The organism is Pseudomonas sp. HMSC076A11 (genome assembly GCF_001810205.1).
GTDB lineage: Bacteria > Pseudomonadota > Gammaproteobacteria > Pseudomonadales > Pseudomonadaceae > Pseudomonas > Pseudomonas aeruginosa.
Genome location: NZ_KV800314.1, coordinates 118,836 through 132,059, shown reverse-complemented (window position 1 = coordinate 132,059; position 13,224 = coordinate 118,836). Strand labels below are relative to the sequence as shown.

Here is a 13,224-nt window from a genome sequence, read left to right as displayed (position 1 = left end):
TGGAATTCCCGATGGACTGGCAGACCCTGCTCACCCGCGAACGGCTCGGAAAGCCGGTACACAGCAACGATGAACTGGGCCGCAGCGCCTTCCACAAGGACCATGACCGGATCATCTTCTCCGGCGCGTTTCGCCGCCTCGGACGCAAGACCCAGGTCCATCCGGTCTCCAGCAACGATCACATCCACACCCGCCTGACCCACTCCCTGGAAGTCGCCTGCGTCGGCCGCTCGCTGGGCATGCGGGTCGGCGAGATCCTCCGCGAGGAACTACCCGAGTGGTGCGACCCCAGCGACCTCGGCGTCATCGTCCAGTCGGCCTGCCTGGCCCACGACATCGGCAACCCACCATTCGGGCACTCCGGCGAAGACGCGATCCGCAACTGGTTCCAGCAAGCCGCCGGACGTGGCTGGCTGGACGAGATGAGCGACGCCGAGCGTTCCGACTTTCTCCACTTCGAAGGCAACGCCCAGGGCTTCCGGGTCCTCACCCAACTGGAATACCACCAGTTCGACGGCGGCACGCGGTTGACCTACGCAACCCTGGGTACCTACCTGAAGTACCCCTGGACCTCGCGCCACGCCGAAGCGCTGGGCTACAAGAAGCACAAGTTCGGCTGCTACCAGAGCGAACTGCCGCTGCTCGAGCAGATCACCCATAAGCTCGGCATGCCGCAACTCGACGACGAGCGCTGGGCTCGCCATCCGCTGGTCTACCTGATGGAAGCGGCGGACGACATCTGCTACGGCCTGATCGACCTCGAAGACGGCCTGGAAATGGAGCTGCTCGAATACAGCGAGGTCGAGGCGCTGTTACTCGGCCTGGTCGGCGACGACCTGCCCGACACCTATCGCCAACTCGGCCCCAGGGACTCCCGCCGGCGTAAACTGGCGATCCTCCGCGGCAAGGCCATCGAGCACCTGACCAATGCCGCCGCCCGTGCCTTCGTCGACCAGCAACAGGCCCTGCTCGCCGGGCAGCTTGCCGGCGACCTGGTGGAACACATGCATGGCCCGGCCAAGCTCTGCGTGCAGCGGGCCAAGGCCATCGCGCGGGAAAAGATCTTCCAGGACAAGCGCAAGACCCTCCACGAGATCGGCGCCTACACCACCCTGGAGATCCTCCTCAACGCCTTCTGTGGCGCCGCGCTGGAGCAATATGGCGGGCATACGCCGTCGTTCAAGAACCGGCGCATCCTCGACCTGCTCGGACGCAACGCGCCCGACCCGCAGTGGCCGCTGTACCGCGCCTTCCTCCAGGTGATCGATTTCATCGCCGGCATGACCGACAGCTACGCCACGGAAATGGCCCGGGAAATGACCGGACGCTCGAGCCCCTCCTGAAAGGAAGGGCTCATACCGCAGCGCCCGCCAACTGCTCCTGGAGTTCCTCCTGCAACGCCTCCAGGGCCAGCCGGAGTCTTTCGCCAGGCGCCTGCAGGCACTCCCCGTCACCACTTCGCCGGCAGGCGTCCTCCAGGGCCTCGCAGGCCTCCAGCAGGGTACGCGCCCCGATCATCCGTGCGGCGCCCTTGATGCGGTGGGCATGCTCGGCGAGCCGGGTCCTGTCGCCCTCGCGCAGGAGGATGGCAAGGCGCTGGAGGTCCTGACGGTTGCTGCCTAGCAGGGTCTCCAGCAGTTCGCGCAGCCGTTCCGGGCGGCCGCCGCCGAGGCTGCTGAGAGCGGCTGCATCATAGAGCCCCCGGGGCTGCGCGGCGTCGCGTCCGAAAGAGGTCGCGAGGTAGTTGCGCAGGGTCTCCAGGCCGAGCGGCTTGAACAGGCAATCATCCATGCCCGCGTCGCGGCAGCGCTGTACCTCGTCCGGCTCGGCGTCGGCGGTATAGCCGAGGATCAGGATCGGCGCGCGTCGCTCGCACCGTTCCTGGATGCGTATCCTGCGTGCCAGCTGATAGCCGTTCAGGCGCGGCATGTTGCAGTCGCTGATCAGCACCTCGAAGCGCTCGTCGGCCCAGAGCTCCAGCGCCACCTGGCCATCCTCCGCTTCCGCCACCCGGTGGCCGAGAAACTCCAGTTGCTGGCGCAGCAGTACCCGGTTGGGCGGATAGTCGTCGGCGATGAGGATATGCAGGCGGCGAGACGGCTCCATGGATGCTGCCAGCGGGTCCTGGCCGGATTCAGGCATTTTCGGCCCGCACTGGCGCAAGAGCAGGTCGAGCGACACCCGGGTGCCTTTGCCCGGCTCGCTGTGCATCTCGACATCGCCGCCCATGAGGTCCACCAACTTCCGACAGATCGCCAGCCCAAGGCCGGTCCCGCCCTGCACCGTGCGTCCCTTGGCCACCTGGATGAAAGGCTGGAACAGGCGCGCCTGGTCCGCCGGAGCGATACCGATACCGGAATCCTCCACGTCCACCCGGACGATCGCCCTCCCCTCGTCCAGGCTCCTTTCCTGGAGACGGATCGTCACCTGTCCCCGCTCGGTGAACTTGATCGCATTGCTCACCAGGTTGGAGAGCACCTGCTTGAAGCGCAGGGGATCGATCAGCACGTCCCGTCCCGGGGCATCGTCCAGCTCCACAACGAGCCTCAGGCCTTTCTGCCGGGCCAGGCCTTCGAACATGCGGCGCACCGACTCCACGACATGGCGCAGGCGAACCCGCTCGGGCGTGAGGGTCAGGTGACCGGACTCGATCTTGGCGACGTCGAGGATGTCGCCGATGAGCAGTTGCAGCGACCCCGCTGCCTCGTAGGCGACCTCCAGCGAGGCGCGTTCGCGCTGCTCCGGCGCCAGGCGCTGCAGGACCAGTTCGAGGATGCCGATGACCGCATTCATCGGCGTACGGATCTCGTGGCTCATGGTCGCCAGGAAGACGCTCTTCGCCCGATTCGCCTCGTCCGCCTGGCGCATCGCCTCGCGCAACTGGCGGGCCAGGCGCTCCCGTTCGGTGATGTCGATCCAGCCGTTCATCAGGCCGAGCATCCGGCCCTGGCGATCCCTGTAGGGCGTGACCCAATGGTGGATCTCCAGCAATTGCCCGCCGATGCGCACCGCCATGTCGGTGAAGCTCGCCGTTCCTCCCCGAGCCACCGCCAGGCACTGCTGGTGCATGAGCCGTGCCTTGCTGCCCTCGACCCAGTCGGAATCGGTCAACAGGGTGCCGCGGGCCTGCTCTCGGGTCATCCGCAGGCTTTCCAGGTAATTGCGGTTGCAGGCCAGCAGGCGACCGTCGAGCGTGCGGATGCTCACCGGGTAGGGAATCCCGTCGACCAGCGCCTGCTTCAATGCCAGGCGGCCGCTCAGGTCGGCTTCGGTACGTTGCCAACGCCTGAGCCTGAGCTGCAGGACGGTATTCCAGCCCAGGCATCCGACGCAGACCAGGCAGGCCACCAGCAGGCCGAGCACCAGGCTGGAAGGGGATGGCGAGCTCAGCCCGTCGGCAGCCTGGCGTAGCGGCGCTTCGTCGACCACATCGGCGTCCCCCGGACGTTCCGGAGCGGGAATCCGGAGCATGGAAGAATATTCGCCAGCCGTCGCCCTCGCCGGAACGGCATATCCCGCCATGCAGGCGAATATGAGAAGCAGGCCGAGCATGCACGCACTGCGTTTCTGGAACTTCATTCGGTTCCGGCCCTTAGATAAGCGTATTGCGTTTGGCGAACTCGATGAGATCCACCAGCGAGCCGGCGTTCAACTTCAACAACAAGCGCGCCTTGTAAGTGCTGACGGTCTTGTTGCTGATAAACATCTGCTCGGATATCTGCTTGTTCGAATAACCCTGGCTGAGGTATTGCAATACCGATACTTCGCGATCGGACAGGCGTCCGAGCAATTCCACATCGTCGGAATAGGCGCCCTGTTGCACAGGACGCATGGCCGAGCTGGGAAAGTAACTGTATCCCGAGGCGACCGCATTCACCGCCGTCACCAGTTCGGCCAGTCCGCCCTGCTTGCAGACGAACCCGGCTGCGCCCGCCTGCATGCTGCGCAGGGCGAAGAGCGAGGCGCTCTGGCCGGTCAGGACGAGGATCTTCAGGGGCAACGCCAGCACCATCAGGCGGCTGATGACCTCGAGGCCGTCCAGCCTGGGAATGCCGATATCGAGGATGACCAGGTCCGGCTTCAGCTCCCGCCCGAGGCTGATGGCATCCACGCCATTATCGGTATCGCCGACGATCTGGTGCCCTTCGGCTTCCAGCAACATCTTCATGGCCATGCGAATCACGGGATGATCGTCGACTATCAGGATACGGCTCATTGTCTGATTTCCTTGCCAATAAAAATTCAGAAAAAATTCTCCTGAGCAAGATATAGACGGGAGCCATATTGTCGAGATACTCGATGGCAACTCATATACTTTAAGGAATATTCTCACGGAAACTTAATTTATTTCTTACGGCGAATTCAAAACCTCGTATATTGCCAAGCAATTGGCCTGGTTATCTGCATGAAAAACACCCGCATATATACGCGCCTTCCCGGCTCGTTATCTGCCAGAGCGAGTTGAATAGTTCGTCAGGGGTTTCGGAGTATTGCTATCCGCATGTACGGCCACAAGCCGCCGACATGCCTTGGCAGGGCAAAGGGAAGCACGACGGGCGCCGGGCCAGATAGCGCCGGAGCAGGATCGAAAGGGAGGGAAGACGCGACCGCCATCCTCGGGCGGGATGGCGGCGCTATCGCTTAGAGCTTCGGCAGGACAGGCTGTTCCGGGTACCAGGCGTCGACCAACGCGCCGACCTCGACGCTGGCCAGTTCCGGTTGCTGCTTCAACCAGGCCTCGATCAGGGCCCGCTGCTCTTCATTGACCGAGCCACGGCGCGCCAGGCAGACGAAACCGAATTCGTCGCAGCCGCCATAGGTCAGTTCGTTGGCTTCGATCGCCTGATCGATGAAGCGCAACATGAAAGCGTTCACCGCATCGGCATCCACGCCTTCCTTGTAGTGGAAGTTCAATTCGAAACCCAGCTCCTGGAATTCATCGACGCACAATTTCTTGCGCAGGCGGCGGGAACGATTAGTAGCCATGGCGGCATCTCCTGGATTGACGCTCCATTGGCGGAGCCTCGCATTACAGACAGTAGCCGACGCCGCTGGAGCCGCGGGCGAACCCCGGCAAGCTCCGCGCGGCGCGGCCGGATTGCCGGCGCACTCTACCAGTTCCGACCATTCGGCGATATGACGGCGAACTCCGCGAAACTCCAGCGCATCGTTATCCGCCTTGCGGCATAATGAGCAAGACGGCCTCTTCGCGTGATGTCCGTCTCTTTTTTCAGGTTCGCTTCGTTTTTCATCTTCATTTCATTTTCTACCCTCCGTCTTCAAGGGTTCTTCATTAATGTTCAAGTCGCTGCGTACTCTTGCCTTCGCCACGCTCCTGCCTTTCGCCCTTCCCACCCTCGCCCAGGTCAACGCCACCCTGCCGGCCAACGTGCAGAAAGCCCTGCAGACCAACAAGCTGACCGGCAACGATCTGTCGCTGGTGCTGATTCCGCTCGACGGCCCGGGCAACCCCACCTACTACAACGCCGACGTATCGGTGAACCCGGCCTCGACCATGAAGCTGTTCACCACCTATGCCGCCCTGGAAATGCTCGGCCCGACCTACCAGTGGAAGACCGAGTTCTACACCGACGGCCAGCTCAAGAACGGAGTGCTCAACGGCAACCTCTACCTCAAGGGCGGCGGCGATCCGAAACTGAACATGGAGAAGCTCTGGCTGCTGATGCGCGACCTGCGCGCCAATGGCGTGACCAAGGTCACAGGTGACCTGGTACTCGACCGCAGCTACTTCAACATCCCGCAGTTGCCGGTATTCAACGACGACGGCGGCGACGACACCAAGCCGTTCCTGGTCGGTCCGGACTCGCTGCTGGTCAACCTGAAGAGCGTGCGCATGGTGGTGCGCACCGACGGCAACAAGGTCAACGTGCAGATGGACCCGCCGCTGGCCAACGTACGCATCGACAACCAGGTGAAGATGACCGCGCCGGCCACCTGCCCGGCCTGGCCGAAGCTGCGCTTCAGCCCGGTGACCCAGTTCGACGGCACCACCCTGCTGGCCACCGGACAGATTCCCCAGGGCTGTAGCGCGCAGACCTACATGTCGCTGCTCGACCACCCCGGCTACACCGCCGGCGCGGTGCGCGGCATCTGGCAGGAACTGGGCGGCAGCATCCTCGGCAAGGACCGCCAGGGCAGCGTACCGCGCAACGCCACGCTGATCGCCAAGGCCTTCTCGCCAGACCTGGTCGAGATCATCCGCGACATCAACAAATACAGTAACAACACCATGGCCCGGCAGTTGTTCCTCTCCATCGGCGCGCAGTTCCGCAACAGCGCCGACGGCGACGACGCCCAGGCCGCGCAGCGGGTGGTGCGGCAGTGGCTGGCGCGCAAGGGCATCACCGCGCCGCGCCTGGTAATGGAGAACGGCTCGGGACTGTCGCGCCAGGAACGGGTCAGCGCCCGTGAGATGGCGGCGATGCTGCAAGCCGCCTGGCACAGCCCCTATGCACCGGAGTACATCTCCTCGCTGCCGCTGGCCGGCCTCGACGGCACCATGCGCAAACGCCTGCGGCGCACCGCACTGGTCGGCGAGGCGCACGTGAAGACCGGCACCCTCAACACCGTGCGCGCCCTCGCCGGCTTCAGCCGCGACGCCAGCGGCCACAACTGGGTGGTGGTGGCGATCCTCAACAGCCCGCGGCCGTGGGGCGCTTCGGCGATCCTCGACCAGGTACTGCTGAGCCTGCACGCGCGGAAATAAGGCGCAGTACGAAAAAAAGGCCGCCAGCGGTTGCCCGCCGGCGGCCTTTTGCATGAATGCCGCTCGCCTCAGCGAACGGTGATTCTCCAGGCCCGATGGATCTTCGGATTACGCGCGAAATCCGGATCGAGGGTTTCGCCAGTGATCTCTTCGACCGCATAGCGGGCCTGCACGCTCTCGTCCAGTTCGAACTTGCGGAAGTTGTTGGAGAAGTACAGCACTCCGCCCGGCGCCAGCCGCGCCATGGCCAGGTCGAGCAGTTCGACGTGGTCGCGCTGCACGTCGAATACGCCTTCCATGCGCTTGGAGTTGGAGAAGGTCGGCGGGTCGATGAAGATCAGTTCGTACTGGCCATCGTCTTCCCGCAACCACTCCATCACGTCGCCGTGCACCAGGCGCTGCTTGTCGGAAAAGCCGTTGAGCGACAGGTTGCGCCGCGCCCAGTCCAGGTAGGTCTTCGACAGGTCGACGCTGGTGGTGCTGCGCGCGCCGCCCCTGGCCGCATGCACGGTGGCCGTGGCGGTATAGCAGAACAGGTTGAGGAAGCGCTTGCCGGCCGCCTCCTTCTGGATGCGCAGGCGCATCGGCCGGTGATCGAGGAACAGCCCGGTATCCAGGTAATCGGTCAGGTTCACCAGCAGGCGCACATCGCCCTCGCCCACCTCGAGGAACTTGCCCTCGCTGCTCTGCCGTTCGTACTGCTTCTTGCCAGCCTGGCGCTCGCGGCGCTTGACCACCACCCGCTCCTGGGCAACGCCCAGGGTCTGCGGAATCGCCGCCAGGGCGTCGAACAGGCGCGCCTGGGCTTTTGCCGGATCGATCGACTTGGGCGCGGCGTACTCCTGGACGTGAACCCAATCGCCGTAGATATCCACCGCCAGGGCATACTCCGGCATGTCGGCGTCATACAGGCGATAGCACTCGATCTTGTCGCGGCGCGCCCATTTGCCCAGTTGCCGGAGGTTCTTCTGCAGGCGATTGGCGAACATCTGCCCGCCCTCGCTCAGCCGTGCCGGCTCGCTCGGCGCCCGCGCCAGGCCTTCGTCGTTGCGTTCGCCACGCTCGCCGGTGACGAACTGGCGCGGCTCGACCTGGATCATCAGCAGCTTGCAGGCCAGCGCGCCGTTCCAGAACGCGTATTGCTTATGGCTGCGGATACCCATGCGCTTGCCCAGTTCCGGCGCCCCGGTGAACACCCCGGCGCTCCAGCCGATGCAGCTCTGGCGCAGGCGCTCGCCGAGGTTCTGGTAGAGATACAGCAGGCTGGCTTCGTCGCCGAGGCGCTCGCCATAGGGCGGGTTGCAGATCACCAGGCCGGTCTGGCCCTTGTCCGGGCGCGGCTCGAAAGTCGCCAGTTCGCCCTGGTAGATCTTCACCCAGTCGGCCACTCCGGCACGCTCGATATTGTTGCGCGCCGGCTGGATCAGGCGCGGATCGGCCTCGTAGCCGCGAATCCACAACGGCGGCCTGGCCAGGCCGGCCGCCGCGCGCTGCTGGGCTTCCTCGTGGAGCTTGCGCCACAGCGCCGGCACGTGCCCCAGCCAATTGCTGAAGCCCCAGCGCTCGCGCCTGAGGTTCGGCGCGATATCGGCAGCCATCAGCGCCGCCTCGACCAGGAAGGTGCCGACGCCGCACATCGGGTCGGCCAGGGCACCGCCCTCGGCGGCGATCTTCGGCCAGCCGGCACGGATCAACACCGCCGCCGCCAGGTTCTCCTTCAGCGGCGCGGCGCCCTGCTGCAGACGATAGCCGCGCTGGTGCAGGCTATGCCCGGAGAGGTCCAGGGAGAGGGTCGCCTGGCCGCGGTCAAGGTGCAGGTGGACGCGCACGTCCGGATTGACCTTGTCCACCGACGGGCGTCGGCCGGAGCGCTCGCGCAGGTTGTCGACGATCGCATCCTTGACCTTCAGCGCCCCGAAATGGGTGTTGTCGATGCCCGAGCCCTTGCCGCTGAACTCCACCGCCAGCGTGCCGCCGGCGTCCAAGTGGTCTTCCCAGTTCACCGCGTGGACCGCCATGTACATGGACTCGGCGTTCTCCACCGGGAATCGCGCCAGCACCAGCAAGACCCGGTTGGCCAGGCGCGACCACAGGCAGAGGCGATAGGCCACCTCCAGGCTGCCCTGTCCGCGCACCGCCGACACCTGGGCGCGCGCCTCGTCCAGGCCGAGCCCCTGCGCCTCTTCGAGGAGCAGGCTTTCCAGGCCTTTCGGGCAGGTCAGAAACAATTCGTAAACATCAGCCATATCGCCTTCCCGGGCCGTAGCCCTTGTCAGTGGAAGCACCCTCATGGGCACTTCTTTGGCACCAGGTGCCGTGGTTCGATTGCCGGAACGCTCCCGGCGTTGCTCGCTGCGACCCCGAGTCGCAGTCTGGGCGACCCTTCGTCGGAATGCGAGGAAATCTCAATTGGTGGGGGTGCAAAACGTTATAAGGCGCAACCCCGCGACCCTACGGCGTTAGCGCCGGAAACCAGGCGTCATGAGCCTGCAACATATGGCCCTATCGACGAAAGCGTTAAGTCTTTATGACAAATCGGTCATTCACACGCCTGAACGCTTTGGTTAGAACTCCAGTTAATCCGCCACCGCAACGGTGTCGGGCGAGGGTCGTCACGCCGGCAACGACCCCTTTCGGCGAAAGCTTCGCCAGGCCTCCCCTGGGGGCCAACGGGACATAACAGTCAACAAGTGAGGGCAACACCCTATGAGAAGACTTAAGCGTGATCCGTTGGAAAGAGCCTTCTTGCGTGGTTATCAGAACGGCATAACCGGTAAATCTCGTGATCTTTGTCCGTTCACCCATCCTACGACGCGGCAGTCCTGGCTCAACGGCTGGCGCGAGGGCCGTGGCGACAACTGGGACGGCCTCACTGGCACGGCCGGCTTACAACGTCTCAATCAACTCCAGCACGTGTAAGCGACAACACGGATAGCACCGATTTCCCCAAGGCACGCCCCATCCGGGCGGCGGGCGCAAGCCCAAGGGCTCCGCAAGGAGCCCTTTTCAATTCCGCCGCGGCAAAGCGGCGATGGCATCCACCGCTTCGCGGATCAACGCCGGTCCCTTGTAGATGAAACCCGAATAGATCTGCACCAGGCTCGCCCCGGCGGCGATCTTCTCCGCCGCGTGCGCGCCCTCGGTGATACCGCCGGCGGCGATGATCGGCAGCCGTCCGCCCAGCTCGCCGGCCAGCACCTTCACCGTGTGCGTGCTCTTCTCCCGCACCGGCGCGCCGGACAGGCCACCCGCCTCGTCGCCATGCGGCAGGCCTTCCACGCCTTCGCGGCCGAGAGTGGTATTGGTCGCGATCACCGCGTCCATCCCCGCCTCGACCAGCGCCGCGGCGACCAGCGCGGTCTCTTCGTCGGTCATGTCCGGGGCGATCTTGATCGCCAGCGGTACCCGCCGGCCATGCCGCAGCGTCAGCGCTTCCTGGCGCTGGCGCAGTGCCTCCAGCAGTTGCTTGAGCGAATCGCCGAACTGCAGGCTGCGCAGGCCGGGCGTGTTCGGCGAGCTGACGTTGACGGTGACGTAGCTGGCGTCGGCGTAGACCTTGTCCAGGCAGATCAGGTAGTCGTCGACCGCGCGCTCCACCGGGGTATCGAAGTTCTTGCCGATGTTGATCCCCAGCACGCCGCGATACTTCGCCGCACGCACCCGCGCCAGCAGGTGGTCGACGCCGTGGTTGTTGAAACCCATGCGATTGATGATCGCGTTGGCTTGCGGCAGGCGGAACAGGCGCGGCCTGGGATTGCCCGGCTGCGGTCGCGGAGTGACGGTGCCGATCTCGATGAAGCCGAAACCGAGCTGGCCGAACCCGTCGATGGCGTCGCCGTTCTTGTCCAGGCCCGCGGCCAGCCCCACCGGGTTGGGAAACTCCAGGCCCAGCACAGAGACCGGCAGACTGGCCGGCTTGGGCGTCAGCAGGCGGTTCAGGCCCAGGCGGCCGCCGGCCCCGATCAGGTCGATGGACAGTTCGTGGGAGGTTTCCGGGGACAGTTTGAACAGCAGCTGGCGGGCCAGGGTGTACATGGTCGGGTATCGGTCGGCAGAATGAAGGGTGCCGATTATAGCCGTCGAGCGCCCGCTCAGGCGAGGCGTTGCAGCGCCAGCAGGCGGCCATCCTCGCTGAAATCGAGGCGGAACGTGCCATGCACGCCATCGTGGCCGATGAACGGACGCAGGTGATGGGCCGGCAGGTTCACCCGGCGACCGTCGCGGCTGCGCAGCAGGACCCGATTGGCCCTGCCGCCGTAGATGGCCTGCAGGCGTTCGCCGGACAGGGCGATATCCATGATGAGACTGGGCATGGAGCCCCCCGCTTGAATGAACCACGACAGCTTGCCACAAACCACGCGGTTGAATGTCACGCCCGAACCTGTGCTTCAATGGACGGACCGTCGCCGTCCCCTCCCACCCCTTTCCGCGTCGGTCGCCGAGCCCGAGGAGCCCTCCGTCGATCATGAGTTCCAACTCGCGTAGCAACAGCACCTTCACCGGTCGCCTTTCCGCACTCGCCAACCGCCTGCGCCTGGGTGCCGCGCGAAGCGATGGGCGGGAGCTGCGCGAACGGGCGGCCGCCCTCGAGCTGCCGTTCCAGCCATTGCGACGGCCGGAGCCGAGCGTCTGGTGGCAGGCCGGACCGCCCCTGCACACCCTGGTCGACCTGCCGCGCGGCGCGCTGTCCGGCCCGGTCCAGGAAGACAAGGCGGAAGCCCACGCGGTCCTCAAGCGCCTGGTGCGGGTCAGCCACTCCACCCTGGACTCGGTCGACCTGAAGACCATCGAAGGCGTATGCAGCCGGGAGATCCTCGTCCAGGCACCTTGCCCACGCCTGGAAGACCTGGCCACGGCCGAGGTCTGCCGGGGCGTACGGATCATCAGCTACAAGGATTTCGTCAAGGCCCTGAGCCTGGCCCTGCCGCGTTTCACCAACGGCGACAGCATCCGCCTGCGCCAGGCCGCCTGGCACGGCGAGCGCCTGTTCTGGGCGGGCGAACGCCAGGCCTGCGCCTTCGCCGCGGCGATCGTCTACGCCCGCCGCCGCGAACTGGAACTGAAGCTGCCGGCACACCTGGAACGCTACGAACTGGAGCCCGGCGCGCTGGACGAACTGGAACAGCGCTACCACATGCTGCGGATTCCGACCGAGGCCTGGTCCGAGCCGACCTTCATGAGCCTGCTGCTGGATACCGGCCTGCCCTATGCGCGACTCGCCCTGTTCACCCCGGAAACCCCGGAGTGCCTGTTGCTGCCCCGCAACGACGAACGCGCCGATGCCCTCGGCGAAGGTCTGCGGGCGGCTGGCGCGGCAGACGTGGTGAAGTATCTGAAGCAACTGTAGGCAACCGGCCAGGACTGGCCAGCTCGCGCCCTGACGTGCATCCTCCAGCAGACCCACACAGGAGCGATCGCATGTCCCTACCCCGCCTCAGCCTCTGTCTCGCCCTCGCCTGCGGGCCGGCGCTGGCCAGCCAGGCGCCGGTCTACGGCGAACGCCTGGAAGGCTTCGACTACGCCTATCCGGTGCATTATCTGGACTTCACCTCCCAGGGCCAGCCGCTGAGCATGGCCTACCTCGACGTCGCGCCGAAGAAAGCCAACGGCCGCACCATCCTGCTCATGCACGGCAAGAATTTCTGCGCCGGGACCTGGGAGCGCACCATCGACGTGCTCGCCGACGCCGGCTACCGGGTGATCGCCGTCGACCAGGTCGGTTTCTGCAAGTCGAGCAAGCCGGCCCATTACCAGTACAGCTTCCAGCAACTGGCAGCCAACACCCACGCCCTGCTGGAACGGCTCGGCGTCGCCCGGGCCAGCGTGATCGGCCACTCCATGGGCGGCATGCTCGCTACCCGCTACGCCCTGCTCTATCCGCGGCAGGTCGAACGACTGGTGCTGGTCAACCCCATCGGTCTGGAGGACTGGAAGGCCCTGGGCGTGCCCTGGCGCAGCGTCGACGACTGGTACAGGCGCGACTTGCAGACCAGCGCCGAAGGCATTCGCCAATACCAGCAAGCCACCTACTACGCCGGCGAATGGCGCCCCGAGTTCGATCGCTGGGTACAGATGCAGGCCGGCATGTATCGCGGCAAGGGGCGCAAGTCGGTGGCCTGGAACTCGGCGCTGACCTACGACATGATCTTCACCCAGCCGGTGCTCTACGAACTGGACCGGTTGCAGATGCCGACCCTGCTGCTGATCGGCGAGAAAGACAACACCGCCATCGGCAAGGACGCCGCGCCGGCGGAACTGAAAGCCAGGCTGGGCAACTACGCGCAACTGGGCAAGGACGCCGCCCGACGGATTCCCCAGGCGACCCTGGTGGAATTCCCCGACCTTGGCCATACCCCGCAGATACAGGCTCCGGAACGCTTCCACCAGGCACTGCTGGAGGGTCTGCAAACCCAGCCCTGAACCATCCACCGGCGGCGCTCTCGCCATCGGCTTCGCCGCGCCTTGCCCGGCGTCAACACCGATGCCTGCCGCCGGCG

At 65.2% G+C, this 13,224-nt stretch carries 11 protein-coding genes; 5 read left to right on the top strand and 6 right to left on the bottom strand.

Annotated features, from left to right (window positions below; translation table 11 throughout):
* Positions 1-11: 11 nt before the first annotated feature.
* Complete coding sequence (locus HMPREF2716_RS18915) at positions 12-1,343, top strand: deoxyguanosinetriphosphate triphosphohydrolase (RefSeq protein ID WP_003091265.1); 1,332 nt, start codon at positions 12-14, stop codon at positions 1,341-1,343.
* A 10-nt stretch (positions 1,344-1,353) separates the two neighbouring features.
* On the opposite strand, the gene HMPREF2716_RS18910 is transcribed toward HMPREF2716_RS18915, so the two are convergent.
* The 3 genes from HMPREF2716_RS18910 to HMPREF2716_RS18900 form a co-directional block, all read right to left on the bottom strand.
* A complete protein-coding gene (locus HMPREF2716_RS18910) occupies positions 1,354-3,579 on the bottom strand; it encodes an ATP-binding protein (RefSeq protein WP_004344753.1) in 2,226 nt (741 codons plus the stop codon).
* A gap of 13 nt (positions 3,580-3,592) precedes the next feature.
* Complete coding sequence (locus HMPREF2716_RS18905; protein ID WP_003091268.1) at positions 3,593-4,216, bottom strand: response regulator transcription factor; 624 nt, start codon at positions 4,214-4,216, stop codon at positions 3,593-3,595.
* A gap of 425 nt (positions 4,217-4,641) precedes the next feature.
* Positions 4,642-4,986: a YggL 50S ribosome-binding family protein gene (locus tag HMPREF2716_RS18900; RefSeq protein WP_003091271.1), complete on the bottom strand. Its 345-nt coding sequence runs from the start codon at positions 4,984-4,986 to the stop codon at positions 4,642-4,644.
* A gap of 310 nt (positions 4,987-5,296) precedes the next feature.
* On the opposite strand from HMPREF2716_RS18900, the gene dacB reads away from it, so the two are divergent.
* On the top strand, positions 5,297-6,727 hold the full coding sequence (gene dacB, locus HMPREF2716_RS18895; RefSeq protein WP_003160657.1) for a D-alanyl-D-alanine carboxypeptidase/D-alanyl-D-alanine endopeptidase: 1,431 nt from the start codon (positions 5,297-5,299) through the stop codon (positions 6,725-6,727).
* A 68-nt stretch (positions 6,728-6,795) separates the two neighbouring features.
* On the opposite strand, the gene rlmKL is transcribed toward dacB, so the two are convergent.
* Positions 6,796-8,973: a bifunctional 23S rRNA (guanine(2069)-N(7))-methyltransferase RlmK/23S rRNA (guanine(2445)-N(2))-methyltransferase RlmL gene (rlmKL, locus tag HMPREF2716_RS18890; RefSeq protein ID WP_003116467.1), complete on the bottom strand. Its 2,178-nt coding sequence runs from the start codon at positions 8,971-8,973 to the stop codon at positions 6,796-6,798.
* 460 nt (positions 8,974-9,433) lie between these two features.
* Here rlmKL and rmf point away from each other — a divergent pair, with 460 nt between their 5' ends.
* Positions 9,434-9,646 carry a ribosome modulation factor gene (rmf, locus tag HMPREF2716_RS18885; protein WP_003103238.1) on the top strand — a complete coding sequence of 71 codons (213 nt, stop codon included), beginning with the start codon at positions 9,434-9,436 and terminating at the stop codon, positions 9,644-9,646.
* Positions 9,647-9,733: 87 nt separating this feature from the next.
* Here the strand turns inward: rmf and HMPREF2716_RS18880 are convergent, their stop codons facing one another.
* Both HMPREF2716_RS18880 and HMPREF2716_RS18875 read right to left on the bottom strand, forming a co-directional pair.
* Positions 9,734-10,762, bottom strand: coding sequence for a quinone-dependent dihydroorotate dehydrogenase (locus tag HMPREF2716_RS18880; protein ID WP_023130776.1), 1,029 nt, complete (start codon positions 10,760-10,762; stop codon positions 9,734-9,736).
* A 56-nt stretch (positions 10,763-10,818) separates the two neighbouring features.
* On the bottom strand, positions 10,819-11,040 hold the full coding sequence (locus HMPREF2716_RS18875; protein WP_003103227.1) for a DUF2835 domain-containing protein: 222 nt from the start codon (positions 11,038-11,040) through the stop codon (positions 10,819-10,821).
* Positions 11,041-11,192: 152 nt separating this feature from the next.
* On the opposite strand from HMPREF2716_RS18875, the gene HMPREF2716_RS18870 reads away from it, so the two are divergent.
* Together HMPREF2716_RS18870 and HMPREF2716_RS18865 are read left to right on the top strand one after the other, a co-directional pair.
* On the top strand, positions 11,193-12,074 hold the full coding sequence (locus HMPREF2716_RS18870) for a DUF6685 family protein (RefSeq protein ID WP_014602706.1): 882 nt from the start codon (positions 11,193-11,195) through the stop codon (positions 12,072-12,074).
* A gap of 71 nt (positions 12,075-12,145) precedes the next feature.
* Complete coding sequence (locus HMPREF2716_RS18865; RefSeq protein ID WP_031629367.1) at positions 12,146-13,147, top strand: alpha/beta fold hydrolase; 1,002 nt, start codon at positions 12,146-12,148, stop codon at positions 13,145-13,147.
* The last annotated feature ends 77 nt before the right edge of the window (positions 13,148-13,224 follow it).